Origin of the sequence: Actinomadura miaoliensis, assembly GCF_039536785.1 — a bacterium.
GTDB classification, from domain to species: Bacteria; Actinomycetota; Actinomycetes; order Streptosporangiales; family Streptosporangiaceae; genus Spirillospora; species Spirillospora miaoliensis.
In genome coordinates this window covers 23,569-43,640 of record NZ_BAAAZG010000002.1, presented here as the reverse complement: position 1 = coordinate 43,640, position 20,072 = coordinate 23,569, and the positions used below count along the sequence as shown (strand labels likewise).

21 protein-coding genes and 1 pseudogene are annotated in these 20,072 nt (G+C 71.1%); 11 read left to right on the top strand and 11 right to left on the bottom strand.

Annotated features, from left to right (window positions below):
- Window positions 1-24 precede the first annotated feature (24 nt).
- Window positions 25-657 (bottom strand): NAD(P)-dependent oxidoreductase, encoded by a 633-nt coding sequence (locus ABD811_RS04575; protein ID WP_344941215.1) that lies wholly within the window; start codon window positions 655-657, stop codon window positions 25-27.
- 189 nt (window positions 658-846) lie between these two features.
- Between ABD811_RS04575 and ABD811_RS04570 the strand changes: the two genes are divergently transcribed.
- The 3 genes and pseudogenes from ABD811_RS04570 to ABD811_RS04560 all read left to right on the top strand — a co-directional run.
- Window positions 847-1,401, top strand: a complete 555-nt coding sequence (locus tag ABD811_RS04570) for an RNA polymerase sigma factor (protein ID WP_344941212.1) — start codon at window positions 847-849, stop codon at window positions 1,399-1,401.
- Window positions 1,398-2,315, top strand: coding sequence for a hypothetical protein (locus ABD811_RS04565; RefSeq protein WP_344941209.1), 918 nt, complete (start codon window positions 1,398-1,400; stop codon window positions 2,313-2,315). Before ABD811_RS04570 ends, ABD811_RS04565 begins: the two co-directional genes overlap by 4 nt.
- A 67-nt stretch (window positions 2,316-2,382) precedes the next feature.
- Window positions 2,383-2,514 (top strand): annotated as a pseudogene (locus ABD811_RS04560) (IS630 family transposase); the annotation flags it as partial.
- Window positions 2,515-2,623: 109 nt separating this feature from the next.
- Here ABD811_RS04560 and ABD811_RS04555 read toward each other — a convergent pair.
- A complete protein-coding gene (locus ABD811_RS04555) occupies window positions 2,624-3,313 on the bottom strand; it encodes a nitroreductase (protein WP_344941206.1) in 690 nt (229 codons plus the stop codon).
- A gap of 103 nt (window positions 3,314-3,416) precedes the next feature.
- Between ABD811_RS04555 and ABD811_RS04550 the strand changes: the two genes are divergently transcribed.
- The gene (locus tag ABD811_RS04550) at window positions 3,417-4,010 is read left to right on the top strand and encodes a TetR/AcrR family transcriptional regulator (RefSeq protein ID WP_344941203.1); all 594 of its coding nucleotides are present in this window, start codon (window positions 3,417-3,419) and stop codon (window positions 4,008-4,010) included.
- Window positions 4,011-4,320: 310 nt separating this feature from the next.
- On the opposite strand, the gene ABD811_RS04545 is transcribed toward ABD811_RS04550, so the two are convergent.
- From ABD811_RS04545 to ABD811_RS04535, 3 genes are read right to left on the bottom strand one after another with little or no spacing between them, the layout of a single operon-like run.
- A complete protein-coding gene (locus ABD811_RS04545; protein ID WP_344941200.1) occupies window positions 4,321-4,779 on the bottom strand; it encodes a VOC family protein in 459 nt (152 codons plus the stop codon).
- A gap of 31 nt (window positions 4,780-4,810) precedes the next feature.
- Window positions 4,811-5,308 (bottom strand): pyridoxamine 5'-phosphate oxidase family protein, encoded by a 498-nt coding sequence (locus tag ABD811_RS04540; RefSeq protein ID WP_344941197.1) that lies wholly within the window; start codon window positions 5,306-5,308, stop codon window positions 4,811-4,813.
- Between the two features lie 12 nt (window positions 5,309-5,320).
- Window positions 5,321-5,821, bottom strand: coding sequence for a cysteine dioxygenase family protein (locus tag ABD811_RS04535; RefSeq protein ID WP_344941195.1), 501 nt, complete (start codon window positions 5,819-5,821; stop codon window positions 5,321-5,323).
- A 107-nt stretch (window positions 5,822-5,928) separates the two neighbouring features.
- On the opposite strand from ABD811_RS04535, the gene ABD811_RS04530 reads away from it, so the two are divergent.
- Window positions 5,929-6,825 (top strand): LysR family transcriptional regulator, encoded by an 897-nt coding sequence (locus ABD811_RS04530; protein WP_344941192.1) that lies wholly within the window; start codon window positions 5,929-5,931, stop codon window positions 6,823-6,825.
- Between the two features lie 256 nt (window positions 6,826-7,081).
- Here the strand turns inward: ABD811_RS04530 and ABD811_RS04525 are convergent, their stop codons facing one another.
- Window positions 7,082-8,470 (bottom strand): hypothetical protein, encoded by a 1,389-nt coding sequence (locus tag ABD811_RS04525; RefSeq protein ID WP_344941189.1) that lies wholly within the window; start codon window positions 8,468-8,470, stop codon window positions 7,082-7,084.
- Between the two features lie 239 nt (window positions 8,471-8,709).
- Between ABD811_RS04525 and ABD811_RS04520 the strand changes: the two genes are divergently transcribed.
- Together ABD811_RS04520 and ABD811_RS04515 are read left to right on the top strand one after the other, a co-directional pair.
- Window positions 8,710-9,006 (top strand): hypothetical protein, encoded by a 297-nt coding sequence (locus tag ABD811_RS04520; protein WP_344941186.1) that lies wholly within the window; start codon window positions 8,710-8,712, stop codon window positions 9,004-9,006.
- Window positions 9,007-10,083: 1,077 nt separating this feature from the next.
- Entirely contained in the window at window positions 10,084-11,193 is a 1,110-nt protein-coding gene (locus tag ABD811_RS04515) for a hypothetical protein (RefSeq protein WP_344941183.1), read from the top strand.
- On the opposite strand, the gene ABD811_RS04510 is transcribed toward ABD811_RS04515, so the two are convergent.
- The 3 genes from ABD811_RS04510 to ABD811_RS04500 form a co-directional block, all read right to left on the bottom strand.
- Complete coding sequence (locus ABD811_RS04510; RefSeq protein ID WP_344941181.1) at window positions 11,178-11,756, bottom strand: DUF3995 domain-containing protein; 579 nt, start codon at window positions 11,754-11,756, stop codon at window positions 11,178-11,180. The two genes, ABD811_RS04515 and ABD811_RS04510, sit on opposite strands and share 16 nt — an antisense overlap.
- On the bottom strand, window positions 11,743-12,195 hold the full coding sequence (locus ABD811_RS04505; RefSeq protein ID WP_344941178.1) for a hypothetical protein: 453 nt from the start codon (window positions 12,193-12,195) through the stop codon (window positions 11,743-11,745). The genes ABD811_RS04510 and ABD811_RS04505 overlap by 14 nt, the downstream gene beginning before the upstream one ends.
- 167 nt (window positions 12,196-12,362) lie before the next feature.
- Window positions 12,363-14,336, bottom strand: a complete 1,974-nt coding sequence (locus ABD811_RS04500) for a protein kinase domain-containing protein (protein WP_344941175.1) — start codon at window positions 14,334-14,336, stop codon at window positions 12,363-12,365.
- A gap of 218 nt (window positions 14,337-14,554) precedes the next feature.
- Here ABD811_RS04500 and ABD811_RS04495 point away from each other — a divergent pair, with 218 nt between their 5' ends.
- Window positions 14,555-15,379 (top strand): SDR family NAD(P)-dependent oxidoreductase, encoded by an 825-nt coding sequence (locus ABD811_RS04495; protein ID WP_344941173.1) that lies wholly within the window; start codon window positions 14,555-14,557, stop codon window positions 15,377-15,379.
- Between the two features lie 4 nt (window positions 15,380-15,383).
- On the opposite strand, the gene ABD811_RS04490 is transcribed toward ABD811_RS04495, so the two are convergent.
- Window positions 15,384-15,758: a winged helix-turn-helix transcriptional regulator gene (locus ABD811_RS04490; protein ID WP_344941170.1), complete on the bottom strand. Its 375-nt coding sequence runs from the start codon at window positions 15,756-15,758 to the stop codon at window positions 15,384-15,386.
- A gap of 89 nt (window positions 15,759-15,847) precedes the next feature.
- Between ABD811_RS04490 and ABD811_RS04485 the strand changes: the two genes are divergently transcribed.
- Entirely contained in the window at window positions 15,848-16,675 is an 828-nt protein-coding gene (locus ABD811_RS04485) for an NAD(P)H-binding protein (protein ID WP_344941168.1), read from the top strand.
- On the opposite strand, the gene ABD811_RS04480 is transcribed toward ABD811_RS04485, so the two are convergent.
- On the bottom strand, window positions 16,668-17,936 hold the full coding sequence (locus tag ABD811_RS04480) for an acyltransferase family protein (protein WP_344941165.1): 1,269 nt from the start codon (window positions 17,934-17,936) through the stop codon (window positions 16,668-16,670). The genes ABD811_RS04485 and ABD811_RS04480 overlap by 8 nt on opposite strands.
- Window positions 17,937-18,135: 199 nt before the next feature.
- Here ABD811_RS04480 and ABD811_RS04475 point away from each other — a divergent pair, with 199 nt between their 5' ends.
- Entirely contained in the window at window positions 18,136-18,915 is a 780-nt protein-coding gene (locus tag ABD811_RS04475) for a hypothetical protein (RefSeq protein WP_344941163.1), read from the top strand.
- Window positions 18,916-19,180: 265 nt separating this feature from the next.
- The gene (locus tag ABD811_RS04470) at window positions 19,181-20,068 is read left to right on the top strand and encodes an alpha/beta hydrolase family protein (protein ID WP_344942353.1); all 888 of its coding nucleotides are present in this window, start codon (window positions 19,181-19,183) and stop codon (window positions 20,066-20,068) included.
- Window positions 20,069-20,072 lie beyond the last annotated feature (4 nt).

Below are 20,072 nucleotides of genomic sequence, written 5' to 3'. Positions count from 1 at the left end.
AGGCCCGGCTCGCGGTGCGAGGGGTCAGGAGGCGACAGAGACGACGTGCCGCACCGACGTCTCGTCATTGACCAGGTCGAGCATGCAGGCCGCCAGGTCCGCGCGCCTGGTGGTCATGCCGCCGCGGACGCTGCGGTCGACGGCCGTTCGCCGCCGGGCGCTGCGCGGACCGTCGACCAGCCGGGCTGGCCGCACGATCGTCCAGTCGAGCGTGGAGGCGCGCAGTAGCCTCTCGGCCTCCCGCAGGTCGTCGTAGGGGGCCCGGAGTATCCGCTGGATCAGCGGTTTCACCAGGTACCGGGCGGCGAGGCCGTCGCCCGCGTCGCTCTCCAGCCCGCCTGCGCTCACGAACAGCACGCGGCCGGTGCCGCCCGTCGCCCGGATGATGGCGCGGGCCCCGTCGGAGCACACCGTCGTCGGCGCGCGCCCGGCCCGCGAACCGAGCGCGGACATCACCGCGTCGGCGTCCTTGACCGCCGCCGCCAGCGCGTCATGGTCGGCGAGTTCGGCCCGCACGACGGTGACGCGGTCGCGGACGGCGTCCGGCAGCCCGTCCGGGTTCCGCACCACCACGGTGACCTCGTGCCCCGCCTCCAGAGCCTGGTCCAGCAGCGCACGCCCGGTGCCCCCGGTGGCGCCCAGAAGGGTGAGTCGCATTCCTTCATTATTCGCAGCGATTCGGCTCGGCCCCCTGGGCCCCCGGGGCGTGCGCCCGCCGCTTCACTTCCTGCTCGTGGTCGAGATGTCCGGGCGGAGCGTCGCGTGAAATGCTCGGCCGTCCGCCGGACACTCCCTCGTCGTCGGTCATCAGCGCCCCGGCACGGCGGCGCTCCGGAAGGAGACGGCTTGGGAAACGAACGTTCGGCCCGTTTCGAGGAGCTGTACGCGGCTCACCTCGGACACGTCACGGGCTATGTGCGCAGACGCACGGACGACCCCGACGACGCCGCCGATGTGATCGCCGAGACGTTCCTCGTCGCCTGGCGCCGCCTCGACGACGTCCCGCGAGGCGACGCCGCGCGCTTCTACCTGTACGGCGTCGCCCGGCGCGCACTGGCCAACCAACGCCGCGGGGAACGGCGGCGCCGGGACCTGACCGCCAGGATCGCCGGGGACCTCGCCGCCGACCTGGCGGCCGCCCCCGCCCCGCACCCGGCGCGGCCGGAGATCGGCGCGGCGTTCCGGGCGCTGTCCGCCAGCGACCGTGAACTGCTCGGCCTCGCCACCTGGGAGGGACTGGACAACGGGCAGATCGCCACGGTGCTCGGCGTCTCCCGCAACGCGGTCCGCATCAGGCTGCACCGCGCCCGCCGCCGCTTCGCCAAGGAACTGCAACGCCGGGGCGCCGACCACACGACCGTCCCCGCATTCGTCACGCGCTCGAAGGGAGAGCCCGCATGACCAACGACCTGGACGTCCTCCTCCACCAGGCCGCACCGCTGAGCGACGACGAGGCCGTGCGGCCGGTACGCCCCGAGACGCGCGAGGCGCTGTTCGCACAGATCACCGCCGACACCGGCACCGAGGCGCCGGCGCCCCGCCGCCGGTGGCGCTGGACCCTCGGCGTTCCGCTCGTCGCGGCGGGCGCCTGCGCCGCCGCCGCCGCGTTGATCCTGTCGCCGACGCCTTCTGCACCGGACCCGCGTGCCGTTCCGTCCACGAGCGCCCGGCCCGGGACGTTCGACCCGAAGCCGGTCGCCGCGCTCAGCTTCGTCCGCCGCGAACGCTACATCGAGGTCAGGATCAAGGACCCGGTGGCCGACCCGCAGCGCTACCGGCGGGAGTTCGCCGCCCACGGGATGAAGATCAACCTCACCATGGTCCCGGCGTCCCCGAGCGTGGCCGGTCAGGTGGTCATGCAGGACGGCGGTGAGACGATCAAGCTGATCGAGGAGAAGGGCTGCTACTCCGGAGGCGGCGGCGACGTCTGCGTCCGCGGGCTGCGCGTCCCCATCGGCTTCAAGGGCGAGGCCACGATCGCCATCGGCCGTCCCGCCCGTCCCGGCGAGCCGTACAACAGCACCAACAGCGCGTTCACCCCCGGCGAGGCGCTGCACTGCCTGGACATCCGCGGCCTGACCGTGGACGAGGCCGTCGAACGGATCAAGAAGCGCAAGGTGACGGCGACCGTCTTCAACTACGACACCGGCGGCCCGCAGGGTTACGTCAACGTCGGACGGGACAAGATCCCCGGCGACTGGTACGTGACGGACGCGAACCCCCACGCGCCGGGCGAGGTCATGCTGTTCGTCCAGAAGGACCGTCCGACCGGCAAGCGCGAAAACGAACTCCTCTTCCGCAACTGCCCCCGCTAGTGCGCTGACCACTCACGTTCACCGGGGCGAGCGAGACTCCGACCACCCGGTCCGCCATGCCGACCGCAGGTGTTTCGCCTTCGACCAGTTCGGGCCGCTGTCGATCCGTCCCCGCCACGGCACCTCCTGGGCCGGGCGGGGACGGCCGGATCGGCTGCCGGCGACCTACCGCCGAACCCATGGCGTCCGCTGCTTCAACGCCAACGCTCGCCATCCCGACGTGCCGGCCGCCCAAGGCCGGCGACGCTGGGGCGGCCCCCGCCCCAATGCCGCGTGACCGAACACGGTGAGCGTTCATGGACACCGCTCTAGCCGTGGAAGGTCGTGACCGTTTCGAGCGCAGCCCGTTCGGTCGTGACGTGGTTCACCGGCGCGGCCTCGTCGGCGTAGCCGAAGGAGATGCCCAGGAGCAGGTGTCCCCCGGTGACTCCGAGTTCGGCGCGGACTGTTTCGGCATAGAAGCTCAGCAGCCCCTGCGGACAACTCGCCACGCCATACGCGGTCATCGCCAGGAGCAGGGTCTGCATGTAGGCACCGACGTCAGCGGCCAGCCGAGCCCCGCCGTCCCCGGTGACGAACAGGAACGCAGCGTGCGGTGCGCCGTAGAAGCGCAGGCTCTCCGCGTCGTAGGCCGCCCGCGCCTCGTGATCGTCAGGACCGATGCCCAGCGCTCCGTACAGCCGGGCACCGAACGCTGCCCGGCGCGCCTGGTGCACCTGTGAGTACATGTCCTCTGAATACGGAAAGTCGACCGAGATGCGCTTCTCGGCGTGGGCCGCCTGCAAGGCGTCCGCCAGGCGTTCCCGTGGGGCGCCGCTCACCACCTCCACCCGCCAGGGCTGCGCGTTGGAGTTGGACGGTGCGGCGCCGGCCAGCGAGAAGATCGCACGCATCGTGTCTTCGGGCACCGCTTCCGGACGGAACGCGCGGGTCGCGTGACGCCCGCGTATCAGCTTCTCCGCACAGCCACTCAGCTCCGTGGGGGCAGGCAGGCTCATGGAACACACTCCTCGACAGCGATCGATGTAAACGGAAGCGTTTACATGGCGGGACGTTAGCAGGCCTGCCCTATCGAAGTAAACGCAGGCGTATACTTCATGTGTGACTGCGACGACTGCGGCATCCCAAGGGCGAGGACGCGGCGGGCGAGAGCGCATCCTGGCCGCCAGCGCCCGGTTGTTCGCGACCCAGGGGATCAACGCGACCGGCATGGAGCAGGTCGCGGAGGAAGCACCGGTGTCCAAGCGCACGCTCTACGCGCATTTCAGGACCAAGAGCGACCTGGTGATCGCCTACCTCCAGGACCTCGCCTCGTCGGGGGCCACTCTGGAAAGCGTGCTGACCCGCGAGGACATCCCCCCGCGGGAGCGGATCCTCGGGCTGTTCGACCAGCCCGTGCCGGACACGGCCCCAGTGCGCGGGTGCCCGTTCATCGATGCCGCTGCGGAGTTCCCCGACCCGGAGAGCGCGGTCCATTCCTACGCCCGCGAACAGAAGCTGCGGATGGTCCGGCTCGTCACCGCGCTGGTGACGGAGCTGGGCTGCCGCGAACCCGCCGCACTCGCCGAACAACTGGTCACCCTCGCGGACGGGGCGGCCAGTCGCGCCATGGTGCTCGGCGAACCGGACTACGGCCGGCACGCACGGGCGGCAGCGGAGATCCTCCTCGCGCACGCCCTGCCGACCACGACCTGACACGGCGGACTTCGGTGTCGCAACAGCCGCCTGCGCGGCTCCGGAACGGGGAGGCCCGGATGCCGCGCTGCCGCCCCCGGGACCGCGCCGCGGCCGACGCTGTCCGGTTTCGTTCCGGCGACGCAGCGGGCGACGCCCGGGACGCGGATCTCGCCGTTGTGCTCGAAGGCGCGCACGCTCGCGAGGGCGTGGGCCCGGATCCGCTCCCGGGCAGGTGCCCGGCGGGCTTGAGCACGCGGGCGAACTCGGCGGTCGCTCGGGTCGTGTCGGAGAGGAACAGCCGGGAGCGGTCGCGCGCCTCAGGCGCCGGTCAGCCGATCTCCTCGGCCAGCGCGACGATGATGCCGGCGGGGCCGCGCAGGTAGGCGAGCCGGTGGCTCTCCTCGTACTGCACCACCTCGCCGACGAGTTCGGCGCCGTGCGGTTCGAGGCGGTCGATGACGTCTTCGATGTCGTGGACGGCGAACATGATGCGGTGCATGCCCAGCGCGTTCACCGGGACGGGCTGGTCGCCACCCGGGCTCGCCGGCGAGTGGTACCTGGTCAGCTCGATCCGTCCGGTGCCGTTCGGGGCGCGCATCATCGCGATGTCCGTTCGAACTCCGTCGAGCCTGATGAGGCGGTCCACCAAGTCGCCCTCCAGCGTCGCCTCGCCCTCCAGCTCCATCCCGAGTTCGGTGAAGAACGCCTTGGCCGCGGCGAGGTCGTCGACGACGATGGCGATGTTGTCCATCCGCTGGAACGCGCCGCGCTGCTCGGTGTGGGTCATGAGATCTCCTGTCGGGGTCCGTGGGGTGTGGTCAGGCGCGCCGGCGTTCCCGCTGCCGCTGCATCAGCTCCTCGATGGCGGTGGGCAGGGTGGTCTCGAAGTCGATCAGCTTGGCCCACGTCGGCCTCACCACGATCCGGACCATGCCGTCGTAGAGCGCCTTCACGCCGTCCTCCCACTCGGCGCGCTGTTCCGGCGTCATCTCGTACGTGCCGTTCCACTGGAAGTACTCGTCCGGGATGCCGTCGACGACGTCCAGCTCCGCCCGGCCGCGGATGAGCAGGACCTTCGGCGGGTGCGACTCGGTGTCGATCGTCAGCGCGACCGCGGGGTTGCGGCGCAGCGCAGGGAGCTTCCGCGTGTTCTTGGCGGTGCACATGACGATCTGCGAGCCGTTCCAGACGATCCCGATCGGGATCGACCGCGGCGTGCCGTCCAGCGCGACGAAGGCCAGCCGGGCCAGGTCACGGGCCAGCAGTTCCTGGCTGAGCGGGCGGTTCAGCACCTCGTCGACGGCGTTCTGGTCCACGATTCGAGCTCCTCAGTCGTAGAAGCGGCGGGCGCTGGAGCCCACGCGGGAAATGTCGGTGCCATAGATGTGCAGGCTGATGGCGGTCTCGTCGCTGACGTTGCGGATGCGGTGGATGTCGCCGGGCGGCGCGAAGCCGCTGACCTCGCCGGGCGGGTTGTCCCGCACGCCGATCGGGTTGAGCGCGCCGTCGAACAGCTCCTCGTGCTCCACACCGGACAGCACGCCGACGACGCACCAGGTGATGTGGTCGTGGATCCGGGTGGTCTGACCGGGGCGCCAGACCAGGCCGAGGACGGAGAACGCGCCGTCGGGTTCGGTGTGCAGGAGGTGGCCGGCGACCCGGTCGGGCCGGCCGAGACGCTGGTCGGGGGTCAGGATCTCGGGGCCGGGCAGGTGCGCGCGGAGCTGATCGGCGACCAGTTCCGCGGTGTCCGTCCAGCCGGTCCGCACGTCGACGGCCTGGCGCACGGCCGCGACCAGATCGGTGAGCGTCACCAGTGAGCGGGGCATGGCCGCGTCCTCCCTCGCACAGCGGGTTCGTCCTGATCAGCGTCTCGTGCGCCGACTCATTCCGTCCAATGCCAGTACTTGGGCGAACACATGCGTACCCTCGATGAATGCTGAACATCCTGCGGTTACGGGTTCTCGCGGCGGTCGCCTCACAGGGTTCGGTCACCAAGGCGGCCAAGCACCTGAACTACTCCCAGCCCGCCGTCAGCCACCATCTGGCCAGGTTGGAGGCTGAGACCGGGGCCAGGCTGGTCCAGCGGGTCGGCCGGGGCATCCGGCTCACCCCGGAGGGCGAGCACCTGGCCCGCCGCGCCACCGAGATCGTCGGCCGGGTGGACACCGCCGCCGCCGAGCTGTCCGCGATGGTGGGCCTGCGCACCGGCCGCGTCCGGGTCGCCGGCTTCCAGTCGGCGCTCGCCGGGCTGGTGCCGCACGCCGCGAGCACGCTGCGCCGCGAGCACCCCGGCGTCGAACTGCACCTGGTCGAGGCGCACCCGCGGGTGTCACTCGACCTTTTGCGAACCGGGCAGATCGACGTCGCGGTCGTTTTCGGCTACGACGACACGATCCCGGACGACATCCGCGCCACGCACCTGTTCGACGACCCGATGTACCTGCTCAGCCTCGAACCCGACCAGACGCTGGCCGGTAACCGCGACTCCGCGTGGATCGCGGGCTGCGAGAACTGCCGCCGCGAGTTCCTCGACGCCTGCGGCAAGGCGGGTTTCGTCCCGTCCATCGCGTACACCAGCGACGACACCATCGTGCAGCAGGCGCTGGTCGCGGCGGGCATGGCCGTGACCACGATGCCGGGGCTGGCGCTGCGCACCCACCGCGCGCCGGGGATCGAGGCCAGCGTGGTGCAGGAGTTCCGGCGGCACGTCTACCTGGCCACCTACGGCGACCCGCCGGATCCGCCGGCGACCACGGCCTTCGTGACCGCCCTGCACCACGCCGTCCAGGAAACCCGACCGGGCGAGCCGCCCACCATAGACGTGGGGTGAAGCGGCGTGATGCCCAGCACCATGATCGTCCGATCGGGCCTCGATCACTGCCCCATCGATTGATTCAGTACTCAACGCACCCGGGGCGCCTCGGCCACTTCCCGGTGCGCGACCGGCGCGACCCTACCGGGTGTGGGGCGCCACGATCGCTGCCCGCCCTGCACGCCCAGGGGCAGAGCATGCCGTGGGCTCATCGGTCCCCGCGCGGCTGGCAGCGCGTGTGTCTTCTCGGGCAGCGTCCGCGCGGCCCGCTTGCTCAGGTGATGGCCTTGCGGTCGGTGGTGGCGCCCAGCAGCTCCCGGTACTCGGCGACCCCGGCCTCGGCATGCCGCCGCGCGGGCACGGACGCGAGCACCTGATCGGCCAGGTTGGTCACCATGACGCTGCGCTGCTCACCCGGGAGACCTGCGTAGACGTCACGGGCGTGGCGGACTCCTTCGGTGACGTCCCCGGCGCGCACGTGGCCGACGGCTTCCAGGAGGTCCACCTGCGTCCGATAACGAGGCCCGTCCATGGGGTGGATGGTGCGGAGACGGCCGATGGCGCGGTCGAGTTCGTCGCGGTCGCCGAGCTGGCCGTACACGTATGCCTCGGTATAGCGCAGACGATCTTCCGGCCAGCCCTCGTTGATGGACAGTTGCTTGCTGTCGGTGACGGATACGGGAAGCCGCTCGAACATTTCACCGCACGCTCGGATCTCCACGCGGGCTTGGCCATCGGCACCGTCGAGCGAAAGCAGTTGCGCGCGCGCCGCCCGTACGCCGAGCAGGCCACGACACGGAGCGGCCGAGGTCTGTTCAATGATCTTGTTGGCTTCTCGGAGAAGAAGCACGGTCGGACGACCTTCGTAGAGACCGTGAATCAAGCGCTCCTTGCTGATCCACAGGTAGAGGTCGCGGTCGCCGGCGGTCTCGGCGGCGTGGAGTGCAGTGAACCACCATTCGCGGGCCAGGCGCGGCTGGCTGAGATTGGACAGCGTCTTGGCCATCAGCAGTGACAGGCCGGCGCTCACCCGGCACCACGAGGGATAGGCCGCGCTCTTCTCCTTCTTGTTCCGCGAAGTGATCAGCTGGACGGTGGCCAGATCGGCGGCCAGTTCCAGCATCAGCTGGCGCGGGGCGACGTGCCGGTAGGTGTGACCGTAATCGGCGATCGTCTGTTCCCATTCGTCCAGATGGCTGTCCTCGTTGCGGCCTACGGCGCGGTCGACACCGGATCGGATGGGCTGGAGCGCTTCGAGGCCCACGGCGACCGGAACGCCGAGCGCGACGAGCGCCTGCAACAGCGTGCGTCTTTCCATCTCTTCGCCATCCTCGTCCCGTTTATTCGGGTACGTGCCGTTCGTAGATGCGTCCTCCACGGTACCCGTAGGGGCGGCGTTCTGATCCTGAGGTGCGTCCGGAAAGAGATCTTCGTAATCGATCTCGAACACTCGCACGTATGCGTCCGCCCAGTCGCGAGGGAAGTGATCACCTCGCTCCCAGCCGTAGATCTGCCGGGCCAGGTTCTTGATCTTGGTGGGTGGATGATCGTCCATTCCCACGGCCTGACGTAGGCGGCGGGCCATGGCGAATCTTCCCCAACCCCGCCGACCGCGCTCATTTTCGATACGAGCCGCCCATTCCGGACGTTGCTCATTGATCATCGCGTCCGCCCTTCACATGGGGATAGGGGGATACAGAGTCCGTGACTCCATTGTCGCCATGGAATTCCGGAGCGTGGGGGCTTTTCACTGAGAGTAGCGGGACGCGGGTTGACGTTGATCTGCGCGCGGGCGGGTCCTCCGAGGCCCGCGTCCCGCCCCGAAGACCAGGCGGCCCCGGGCGGTGTAGCAGCACGCATCCCGGGGCCTAGGGAATCGACCTTCCAAGGAGGCCAACCCCCATGGGAATCGATCGTAGGGGTGCCTACGACCGGCTGGCGGTGCTCGGCACGTACATGGCGGCCAAAGGGCTGGTGACGAAGCTGACGGCGGACGGACTGCGCGTCTCGAATCCGCAGGTCAAGGGCGGCGAGGAGGCGGCGGACACGGTCACGTGCCGGCCGCGTCCCGAGGACGGCGACGAGCTGTGGTTCTACACCGGCCGGCAGGAGCCGATCACGCCCGCCTACGACATCATCGACGCGGCCGTCCACATCATCGGGCACCTCAACCGCCGTGCGGGCGGTGAGGAGCGATGACGGCGGTCATCACGGACGAGGCGCTCGCCGGCCTGCGCGCCCGTTTCCCCGAAGCAGTGATCTGGCACGGCCGCTTCACCGGCAGCCTGTGGGCGCTCGTCTACGACCACACGGGGACGGCGCGCCTGGTCGAGGCCACCACCCCCGACGAACTGGCCCAACTCCTCCACGCGGCCCGTACATGGGGCCGCCCTCCCCAGCGGCCGCCCACACCGACCGCGCAGAGACCGCCGGTGCCGGATGAGCAGTGGTCGCGTGGGCGGGACGGGGCGATGTCGCCCAGGCCGGGCGGGCCGGGTCTGCGGGGTCACGACGGCGCGGGGCCGCCAGCGCGTGACGGCGCGAGGCCACCAGCGCGTGACGGCGCGAGGCCGCCGGGGCGTGAGGGGCCGACGGTGCCAGTGTGGGACGGGCTTAGGGCGCCGGTGCGCGGTGAGCAGTGGTCGCGTGGGCAGGACGGGGCGATGTCGCCCAGGCCGGGCGGGCAAGGTATGCGAGGCCACGACGGAGCGAGGCCGCCAGCGCCTGACGGCGCGAGGCCACCAGCGCGTGACGGCGCGAGGCCGCCGGGGCATGAGGGGCCGACGGTGCCAGTGTGGGACGGGCTTAGGGCGCCGGTGCGCGGTGAGCAGTGGTCGCGTGGGCAGGACGGGGCGATGCCGCCCAGGCCGGGCGGGCCGGGTCTGCGGGGTCACGACGGAGCGAGGCCGCCGGGGCCGAACGAGTACAGGCCGCCGGGGCGAGACGCGGTGCGAGGGCTCGGGCAGGGAAGGCCGGGGTGGGACGGGGCCGGGGCGCCCAGGCCTGCCGGGCAGAGGCCGCCGGGGCGGAGGCCGCCCGCGTCAACAGGTGGACGACGAGGTGGGCGGCCGTTGACGTCGAGCGGGCGGAGGTCGTCAAGGCGGCGGCGGGAGCGGCGTGGGCTGTTGCGGCGCCTGCTGGGCGGACTGGTCGCGATGGAAGCACGGTGAGACGCGAGCGCGATCCCCTGTTCTGGAAGGCCGATCGGCGGCGTACGTGCCGCCGACGATCGAGGACGTCGCAGCTGCCGAATGACCCGCTGGAAAGCCTCCCTTTGTGGTTATTCTTGGCGTTTCCTCTGCACCTGCACTTCGGAGATCGGCGTTGACGGCTACTCGCCAGGTTGGGTCATTCCAAGCTCTGGAATGCCTGTTCAGGTTGTGGGTGCCGGGATGGCGGCTCGCGGTCGTCCGAGGCGAGGCTCCCGAGGAGAACTGGACGTCCGCGCCGTCCCTGACCGAGGTGGCGAAGTGCGGAGCGTTTCCGGGAACCTTCGCCGGGCCCGGCGGCCGGCGCCACCCGGTGGCCGTCGAATGGTTCGACATCCAAGACCCGGACGAGACGGCCGACAGTCCCCTGCACGCGTCCTGGGGGCTGCCCGCCGAGGGCGCGGAACAGGCGTACGAGTTTCTCATCGGGACACTGGAATCCGGTGGTGGCCTGGACCGGCGAGGTCGGGCACTGGCCGGATACGTCGCCGGTTACCTCGCCGCAGATGCCACCGACCTGCTGCGGATCGAGGTCGCCGCCGAATCAGGCGGCCCCCCGCTTGACGATGAGCTGCACCTACTGACGCGCCAGTGGAGGAGCACTTGGCGGCTGTCCCTGGCTCCGGGGCCGACCACCCCTGATGTCCCCGTGGGGGTCGAGTACCGGATCGCCTGCATCACAGCACTCCTCGGCGAATTCCTGCGGACCAACAACACCGACGCGGTGACATTCGAGGTGAGCTTCGGAACCCACGAGGTCGACCTCGATGTCGCTGATCCCGACGCCGCCTTCCGGACGGGCTGGACAGGAGACGGGGAATGGCTGATCGCGGAGGAGGGCGACGACGAGGACGACGACGTCCTCTGGGCACTGGACGCCGCCGCCCTGAAAGCCGCGCTGGCCGCGTCGGAACGGAACATCGTCGAAGCGGCCCGGGCCGCGACCGTGCTCTGGGAATTCGACGACTCCACACCGGAGATCCCCGGCGACGAACTCGTCTCCTGGCTGGCGCGCGACCTCTACGCGACGATCGCCGCCGAGGTCGCGGGCACGTCCGGCGTCCTGCTCGCCTACGCCAAGAAGTTCCCGCTCGAAGAGGTCCTGCACGGTGAAGGCGATTCCTGCCTCCTGTTGGTCGGCCCGGGACGCACCGCCCTCGTCTACGTCAGCGGCTGACCGTCGTTGAGCCGACCGGAGGTGCCGCGCCGTCGGCGTCCTTGGGCTGCTTTCTGAGGCGGGGCCTGTCTGCTCAGCCGCCATCCGGCCGTCGTCCAGCCCAGGCCCCACAACAGGAAGAACGGCGACCACAGCAGCAGGTCCCAGCGGGCCAGTTCGCGGGCCAGCGCGGCGTGTTCGGCCGGTGCCGTCCGAAGACCGCTCAGCAGCAGCCCGTCGCCGACGAATCCGAACCCCACCCCGCCGATCGATCGGACGATCATGAAGATCCCCAGCGTCCAGGCGATCGTGAGCAGCGGCCGGCGCGGGACCGCCGCACCCCAGGGCCGCACGGTGGCCAGCGCGACGATCACACCGACCACCGCGGCACCGGCCAGAATCCAGTGGCTCGCGACGAACAGCGGATCACGCGCGAGCAGCCGTTCGCGCAGATGCGGAGGCAGCGGGTCCTTGTCCGCCAGCGCCTCTGCCCCCAGCGCCTGGGCCAGCTTCATCGATCCGTAGGCCGCGGCGCAGGCCGCCGCCCCGTACGCGCCCGCCCGCGCCCGATCAGCCCGCGACACGTCTCACCGCCGCCGCATAAGACCGGATCATCGCGATGACCAGCCAGATCACGACGATCCCGAGGAGGCCGTGGTACCAGCGCCACCCCACACCGATGCCGACGAACCCGTCCACGATCATGATCGACGCGCCGCCGCCGACGGACAGCAGCATCCCGGCCAGCACCAGCAGCATCAACGTTCGCGGCACCTTACGCGCCAGCGGGGTGACCGTGGCGATGGCGACACACGCACCCAGCACGCCAGTCGCGGTCGCGAGCCACTGGGCCGTCGCCGCGTCCAGGAAGTAGTGCTCCTGCTCGGCGGCCGAAACGGGCGGGCCGCCCGGGAACCCGAGCCGGGCCTGCACGGCGAACACGGCCTTCCCCACGGCGTAACCGAGGAACAGCACCGCCACCGCGTACCCCGGCCACCGCCGCGGCCGATTGGACGCAATCATGGCTGCGACCGTAGTCACCACGCGGTGAGCACCAACTCCCCGAAGCGCGGGAGGCGGCTCCCCCACGGGAGGGAGTTACGACGTGACCGCGCGCATCGCAGCCCGTGAGCCTCGGTGAAGGGCCTCGTACAGTCGGTGGTGATCCAGCCGCACCACGGCGCGGGACTTCACAGTTGCCACAACCGCGCCGTCCTGTCCCAGCTGCCGGTGGCCAGGATTTTGCGGTTCGGGCTGAACGCTACTGATTCGACGCTGGCGGTGTGGCCGGTGAGGGGGCGGCCGATCGGGGAACGGGCGGCCACGTCCCACAATCGCGCTGTCCTGTCCGCGCCGCCGGTGGCCAGGACTTTGCCGTCCGGGCTGAACGCCACCGAGTTGACCGCGGAGTCGTGGTCGAGCGGGCGGCCGATCGGGATGCTGGTGTCCACCCCCCACAATCGCGCCGTCTTGTCCATGCCGCCGGTGGCCAGGACTTTGCCGTCCGGGCTGAACGCCACCGATTCGACGCCGGCGGTGTGACCGGTGAGGGGGCGGCCGATCTGGGTGCGGGTGGCCACGTCCCACAACCGCACGGTCATGTCCGCGTCGCCGGTGGCCAGGATCTTGCCGTCCGGGCTGAACGCCACCGAGTTGATCGTGGAGTTGTGGTCGATGGGGCGGCCGACCGGGGTGCGGGTGGCGACGGCCCAGAAGCGGACGGACATGTTCGCGTCGCTGGTGACAAGGAGTTTGCCGTCCGGGCTGAACACCACCGATCCGACGTCCGTGCCGCTGACGAGGGGGCGGCCGATCGGGGTGCGGGCGGCCACGTCCCACAACTGCAGTGTGTCGTCCGCGCTGCCGGTGGCGAGGGTCTTGCCGTCCGGGCTGAACGCCACCGACAGGACGGAGTCGTAGTGGCTGGTGAGAGGGCGGCCGATCGGGGTACGGGCGGCCACGTCCCACAACCGCACCGTGTCGTCCACGCTGCCGGTGGCCAGGATCTTGCCGTCCGGGCTGAACACCACCGATTTGATGGCGGCGTTGTGGCCGGCGAGGGGCCGGCCGAGGAGGGTCGCCGTGCCTCTCCGGTCGAAGGCGTAGTAAGCGGTCGGCAGGCCGGCGGCCAGACCCGCGGCGCCCAGTCCTGTGAGCAGGCGGCGGCGGGTCAGGAGTCGGCGCGGCGGGGCAGCGACGTGATCCGGCGTTGTGGACTCGGGCACCGGCCGCTCCTCGCGGTAGGGAGAGCCGGGCGCGGGAAGCGTCGTTTCGGTGGGGGCGGGGCCGTCGAGCCGGGTGGCGGGGGCGAACGCGGGAGGCGGCACCTGGACGGTGGGGGTCGCTGACCCGGCTTCGATGGCCTGCCGCATCGCCGCGGCGTCCCGGTAGCGTTCCTGGGGGTCCTTGGCCAGCGCGGTCGCCAGCACCCCGTCCCAGAAGGGGGCCAGGGCCGGGTTCAGCCGAGAGGGCGGCTGCGGGGTCTTCTGGATGTGCTGGAAGAGCACGACCGTGGGCGAGTCCCCGGTGAAGGGCGGCCGGCCGGTGAGCATCTCGTACAGGACGCAGCCGGTGGAGTACAGATCGGAGCGCGCGTCGGCGGGCTTGCCGTCGGCCTGCTCGGGCGACATGTAGGACGGGGTGCCGATCAGCATTCCGGTGGCGGTCAGCCGAGTGGCCGTCTCCGACATGAGCTTGGCGATCCCGAAGTCCATCACCTTCACCCGCACCTGGCCGCCGGTGCGGTGGACCATGATGTTGGCGGGCTTGATGTCGCGGTGCACGATGTCCCGCCCGTGGCTGTGCTCCAGAGCATCCAGGACCGCCAGCACGATCCGCCCGGCCTCCGCGGGGGTCGGCGGCGCCTCCCTCAGCAGGTCGGCCAGCGTCCTTCCCTGCACCAGCTCCATCACCAGGTACGGAACCGGCTGCTCGCCACCGGCGTCCTCGCCGATGTCGTGGACGACCGCGATGTTGGGATGCGACAGGCCCGCCGCCGCCCGCGCCTCCCGCCGGAACCGGGCCCGGAAGTCCTCGTCGCGCAGCATCTGAGCGGGCAGCACCTTGACCGCCGCGATCCGCTCCAGCTCCCGGTCACGCGCCCGGTACACCACCCCCATCGCACCCCGCCCCAGCACTTCCAGCAGCTCGTATCGCCCCGACAAGAGCCTCACCACAGTGCTCCGCCCCTCTCAGGTGGTCCACACCAAAGTACGAAAAGAGGCCACAACCTTCTCTGGCTTCTTGGACGAACGAAACGAGCGAGCCGGTTGGTGACGGACGCAGGAGTTTCAAAACCGGCCAGGTCGGCGGTCCGGGACGGTCCCCACCGCTCGCCGTTGTTCCTGGTGTTTCGTTTGTCTTTTTCCTGGGTGTAGCGGGAATGCGTCGCAGGGAAGCGGGCGGCTACCTGGGGAGAGAAGGGACTTGGGGGATGTCTCGGATACTGATCACGGGGTCCAGTGATGGGCTGGGGTTGATGGCCGGGCGGTTGCTCGCCGGGGACGGGCATCGGGTGACGTTGCATGCGCGTAACTCGGAACGGGCGCGTGATGCCTTGGAGGCGTTGCCCGAGGCGGAGGCCGTTGTCGTGGGGGATCTGGGTGCCATCGCTGGGATGCGTTCGGTGGCGCGGCAGGCGAATGAGCTGGGCCGGTACGACGCGGTCATCCACAACGCGGGGGTCGGGTACCGGGAACCGAGGATCGAGACGGTTGACGGGCTGTCGCAGGTGTTCGCCGTCAACGTGCTGGCGCCCTACCTGCTCACCGCGCTCATCACCCCGCCGGATCGGCTCGTCTACCTGAGTTCGGGCATGCATCGTGACGGGCACCCTGATCTGAGCGATCCGCAGTGGGTCGGGCGGCGGTGGAACGGGGCGCAGGCGTACTCGGACAGCAAGCTGTTCGACGTCGTGCTGGCCTTCGCCGTCGCTCGGGCCTGGCCGGAGGTGCTGTCGAACGCGGTGGAGCCGGGCTGGGTGCCGACGAAGATGGGCGGGCCGGGCGCGCCCGACGATCTGACGCTCGGCGCGGTCACGCAGGCGTGGCTGGCCACGAGCGACGAGCCGGAGGCGACGGTCACCGGCGGGTACTTCTACCACCAGCGGCCGCGTGAGGTGCATCCGGCGGCGCGGTCGCTGAAGGTGCAGGACGATCTGCTCGCGCTGTGCGCCGAGCTGACCGGCACCTCGTTGCCGTCGCTGTGAGGGGTTACGAGCGGGCGTCGTAGGTGCGGCGGGCCTGCTCCACCTTGGGCAGGTTGGCGGCGGCCCACTCGCTCAGGTGGGCGAACAGCGGGGCCAGGCTGCGGCCCAGGTCGCTGATCTCGTACTCGACGCGCGGCGGGACCTCGGGGTGGTAGGTCCGCACGACGAGGCCGTCGCGTTCGAGCTGGCGGAGCCGCTGGGTCAGCACCTTCGGCGTGATCGTGGTGATGCGGCGTTCGAGCTCGCCGAAGCGCTGCCGCCCGTACTCGTGCAGCGTCCACAGGATCGGCGTGGTCCAGCGGCTGAACACGATGTCGACCACCGGGGCGATGGGGCATGCCTGCTCGGGGGCGACGGGCTCGGCGGTCTTCGCGGCCATCGGGTTCCCTTCCGGTAGTCACTTTCTTCTAGGTACCTACTATATCCAGGATGTTAGCTTCCCTTCGTCAAGTGATGGAGGGGGCTTTCATGATCGTGGTGACCGGGGCCACCGGGAACGTGGGACGGCCGCTGGTGCGGGCGCTCGCCGAGGCCGGCGAGGAGGTGACGGCGGTGTCGCGGCGGCCCGCCGACGTGCCGGAGGGCGTGCGGCACGTCCAGGCCGACGTGGCCGAGCCCGAGACGCTCAAGCCCGCCCTTGAGGGCGCGGACGCCCTGTTCTGGATGGTGGTCGACAACCGGGACCTGAACGGGCGTCTTCTCGACCTGGCGAAGGCCGGGGGTGTGCGGAGGGTCGTTCTGCTCTCGTCGCAGGGGGCGCGGACGCGGCCGGAGAACCCGTCTCACGCGCCGCTGCGGGCGATGGAGGAGGTCGTCCGGGAGTCGGGGCTGCCGTGGACGATCCTGCGGCCGGGCGGGTTCGCGTCCAACGCGTACGCGTGGGCCGAGTCGATCCGCACGCGGAGGGTGGCGGCCGCGCCGTTCGCGGACGTGGCGTTGCCGTTCATCGACCCGTCCGACATCGGGGAAGTGGCGGCCAGGGCCCTGACCGACGCGGCGCACGAGGGGCACGCGTACGTGCTCACCGGGCCGGAGCCGAGCACGCCGAGGCAGCGGGCGGCGGCCATCGGCGACGCGCTGGGCGAGCCCGTGCGGTTCGTCGAGCAGACCCGGGAGGAGGCGCGGGCGCAGATGCTGACCTTCATGCCGGAGCCCGTCGTGGACGGCACGCTCGACATCCTGGGGGAGCCGCTGCCGGAGGAGCAGCAGGTGAGTCCCGACGTGGAGCGGGTGCTGGGGCGGGCCCCGCGAACCTTCGCCGAGTGGGCCGTCCGCAACGTGGCGGCGTTCAGGTAACCGTGCGGGGGCGGGACAGGCGGCGGGCCAGGTTCTGCATGGGCCGTTCGACGTGGCGGTAGGTGAACGCCGCGGCGGCGACCACGCAGGCGACGGCGGCCGCCCCCCAGGCCAGGCGTTCGGCAAGGGCCATGTCGTCGGGTTCCCCGACAAGGCGCCACACGACCTGGAGCACCAGCGGGTGCAGGAGGTACAGCGAGTAGCTGACGAGGCCGAGCCAGGCCAGCACCTTCGGCATCCGGTGGTGCCGCAGGGTCCAGCCGAGCAGGAACGTCAGCCACGCCGCCGTCACCGCCGCCGGCCAGCCCCAGGACGCGTCGCCCGAGGTGAGGGCGGGCCAGGCCCCGGCGGCGACGGTCAGCGCGGGCACCAGCGCGACCAGCGTCAGCCCGGGGCGGCGGGCGATCTGGCCGCGTTCGACCCGGTACAGGGCGGTTCCCGCGAACATCGTCGCCAGGATCGCCAGGCTCTCCATGCCGCCGATCCGGCTGTTGACGGTGAGCAGGGCGAGGGCGAGGACGGCCACGACGAGCGCGCCGTAGCGGCGGAGCCGTCCGGTGCCGTACATCACCGCCAGCAGGCCGCAGGCGAGGACGAGGGCGGTGACCGCGATCGACCCCATCTGCCAGTCGAGCGCGATCAGCCAGACCGGCAGCGCGGCGCCCGCCAACGCGGCGACGGCCGCGAACGCCGCCGCCGTGCCCGCGCTGGCCCGGTGCACCCCGGCCACGAACATCGCCGTCACCAGCAGGTAGAACACCATCTCGTAGGAGAGGGTCCAGAAGACGTTGACGACGTTCGGCACGCCCAGCAGGTCCTGCAGCATCGTGGCGTGCGCGAGCGTGGCCATCCACGGGCGGTCGGTGAGCGGGGCGGGCAGCGGCCAGGCCACCCCGGTCGCGGCCAGCGTCACGCCGAGCAGCCCGGCCACCGCGAACAGCGGGTACAGGCGCAGGAAGCGGCCGATCCAGAACGCGCGCAGGTCGCCGCGCCGCTCCAGTGACGCGGGCACGATGTAGCCGCTGACGAGGAAGAACACGAACACGCCGTACCGGCCGAAGTCGAACCACGGGCTCGCGGTGCGGCGCACCTCGGGGAACAGCACGTCCAGCGAGTGTTCGAAGACCACCACCATGGCCGCCAGGCCGCGCAGGCCGTCCAGCCACGCCAGGCGTCGCGAACTGGGCGGTACGCGTTCGGTCGGTTGCGGACGGGAGCGGTTGCGGGGCGCCGTGACGGACGCGAGCGCGGGCACGAGCATCGGGGTCACGCTAGGTGCGGACACTCCAATGATGCTGACGTTTCCCTGAACGTTTCCTGAATGGCGGGGGGCGGGTGGGACGATACCCGCGATGCGCTACGTGGAGATCGAGGCCTTGGGCAATGGGCGTGCGTTCGGCCTGAGTGTCGAACGGGGTCGGGTGCCGGGGCTTCGCATGGAGGTGGCGCATCCACGACGCATGCTCCTGCGGCAGGGACGCGACGCGGTGCTGCTCGGCTTGGTGGACGAGGACCGGTCGGGCGTGGACGTCTTCCGTACGGGACGTTACACCTCGCCCCTGCCGCCGATGCGTGCCGCCGAGGCGCGTGTGCGCGAAAGCCGCGACTGGGCGTACCGGTTCGCCATGTGGTTGGACGAGGCCGACACCTCCCCCTTGCACGACGGGCGGTGGGTGCTGCGGATGTTCAACACGAACATCTGGGAGCCGCTCTCCGGGTGGTGGGGGTGGGGCCTGGTCGGCGCCGAGCCCGAGCCGTCCACCTACATCGACTGGGACGGCAACGGGTGGGGCGGGATCCTGCCGTTGCATCCGCTCTCCCCTCCTGACGCGGGACGGGTGAAGGCCTACCGCAAGCAGGTACGGGAACGTGCGCTGCCGCCCGTGCTCCTGTGGGCCGTCAGCGGGTTGGACGGGCATGTGGTGCTGGACGGTCACGACCGTCTGGCCGCTGCACTCGCCGAGGAAGTCGTCCCACCGATGCTCGTCCTGACGCGGGGGATGGACGCCGCCGGGCAACGGGCGGTCCTGGAGGCCGTGGAGGACTACGTGACCGGCGTCATCGAGAAGCTGCGGCGGCGGCCGGAGCCTGGCGCGCAGCGGCAGATCGACGCGCTCGTCCAAGGGCTCGCGCGGACGGCCGCGGCCGTCCCGTACGACGACGAGCGGACGCGGGCGTGGCCCCTGCCAGGCGGCGCAAGCGCGTGGGACGCCGCGGCCGCGGCCTACGGCTGGCGGTAACCCCCGGCGGTAACGGCCCTGGTGGGGCCAAGGGCCGCGACGAGGCAGGCGATTTCGCCGATGCCTGCTCGCGCGGGGGATTGCACGCTCTCCACGTCGATATCCGTGTGAACCACGTCACGGCCCCCACGTGCCGCGGTTCCTCCCCGAACAGGAGTGCATCGACGTGCAGTCCCGGAACACCCCATCTGACAGCGCCCCGCCCATCAGATCCGGGCTCCTGACCGCTCCGGCCCCCCGCCACCGCGCCCCCCGCCTCCGCGCCCTGCGGGCCGTCGCCAAGGCGGCCCTGGCGGTCACGCTGGCCGCCGGCACCGGCGCGCTCGCCGCTCCCGCCGCGCACGCCGCTCCCGCCGCCCCGCCCGCCGTCACCGCGGCGAGCCCGTACCAGCACGGGCCCGACCCGACCGAGGCCCTCATCGAGTCGGCGCGCGGCCCGTACTCGACGTCCCAGACCGCCGTCTCCAGCCTGAGCGTCACCGGCTTCGGCGGCGGCGTCATCTACTACCCGACCACCACCAGTGAGGGCACGTTCGGCGCGATCGCCATCTCGCCGGGCTTCACCGCCACCTGGTCCAGCCTGGACTGGCTGGGCCCGCGCCTGGCCTCGCACGGCTTCGTGGTGTTCGGCATCGAGACCAACACGCTGCTCGACCAGCCGGACAGCCGCGGCTCCCAACTGCTGGCCGCGCTGGACTACCTGACCCAGCGCAGCTCGGTCCGCAGCCGGGTGGACGCGTCGCGCCTGGCCGTGGCCGGCCACTCCATGGGCGGCGGCGGCACGCTGGAGGCCGCCAAGGACCGTCCCTCGCTCAAGGCCGCCATCCCGATCGCGCCGTGGAACCTCGACACGACCTGGCCCGAGGTCCGCACCCCCACCCTGATCATCGGTGGCCAGGCCGACACCATCGCGCCGGTGGCCACCCACTCCATCCCCTTCTACCTGACGCTGAGCAACACGCCGGAGAAGGCGTACATGGAGCTGCGCGGCGCCAGCCACTTCTTCCCGCAGACGTCCAACACCACCATGGCCAAGTACATGATCAGCTGGATGAAGCGGTTCATCGACGACGACACCCGCTACAGCCAGTTCCTGTGCCCGGCCCCCAACGACCTGACCATCTCGGACTACCGCGACACCTGCCCCGTCTGAGCGG

What these genes read in the sequence shown, in the direction of transcription:
- ABD811_RS04575 (WP_344941215.1), bottom strand. Translation starts at nt 657, where the DNA reads ATGCGACTCACCCTTCTGGGCGCCACCGGGGGCACCGGGCGTGCGCTG.
- ABD811_RS04565 (WP_344941209.1), top strand. Translation starts at nt 1,398, where the DNA reads ATGACCAACGACCTGGACGTCCTCCTCCACCAGGCCGCACCGCTGAGC.
- ABD811_RS04555 (WP_344941206.1), bottom strand. Translation starts at nt 3,313, where the DNA reads ATGAGCCTGCCTGCCCCCACGGAGCTGAGTGGCTGTGCGGAGAAGCTG.
- ABD811_RS04545 (WP_344941200.1), bottom strand. Translation starts at nt 4,779, where the DNA reads ATGACCCACACCGAGCAGCGCGGCGCGTTCCAGCGGATGGACAACATC.
- ABD811_RS04535 (WP_344941195.1), bottom strand. Translation starts at nt 5,821, where the DNA reads ATGCCCCGCTCACTGGTGACGCTCACCGATCTGGTCGCGGCCGTGCGC.
- ABD811_RS04530 (WP_344941192.1), top strand. Translation starts at nt 5,929, where the DNA reads ATGCTGAACATCCTGCGGTTACGGGTTCTCGCGGCGGTCGCCTCACAG.
- ABD811_RS04525 (WP_344941189.1), bottom strand. Translation starts at nt 8,470, where the DNA reads ATGATCAATGAGCAACGTCCGGAATGGGCGGCTCGTATCGAAAATGAG.
- ABD811_RS04520 (WP_344941186.1), top strand. Translation starts at nt 8,710, where the DNA reads ATGGGAATCGATCGTAGGGGTGCCTACGACCGGCTGGCGGTGCTCGGC.
- ABD811_RS04505 (WP_344941178.1), bottom strand. Translation starts at nt 12,195, where the DNA reads ATGATTGCGTCCAATCGGCCGCGGCGGTGGCCGGGGTACGCGGTGGCG.
- ABD811_RS04495 (WP_344941173.1), top strand. Translation starts at nt 14,555, where the DNA reads ATGCGTCGCAGGGAAGCGGGCGGCTACCTGGGGAGAGAAGGGACTTGG.
- ABD811_RS04490 (WP_344941170.1), bottom strand. Translation starts at nt 15,758, where the DNA reads ATGGCCGCGAAGACCGCCGAGCCCGTCGCCCCCGAGCAGGCATGCCCC.
- ABD811_RS04485 (WP_344941168.1), top strand. Translation starts at nt 15,848, where the DNA reads ATGATCGTGGTGACCGGGGCCACCGGGAACGTGGGACGGCCGCTGGTG.
- ABD811_RS04480 (WP_344941165.1), bottom strand. Translation starts at nt 17,936, where the DNA reads ATGCTCGTGCCCGCGCTCGCGTCCGTCACGGCGCCCCGCAACCGCTCC.
- ABD811_RS04475 (WP_344941163.1), top strand. Translation starts at nt 18,136, where the DNA reads ATGCTCCTGCGGCAGGGACGCGACGCGGTGCTGCTCGGCTTGGTGGAC.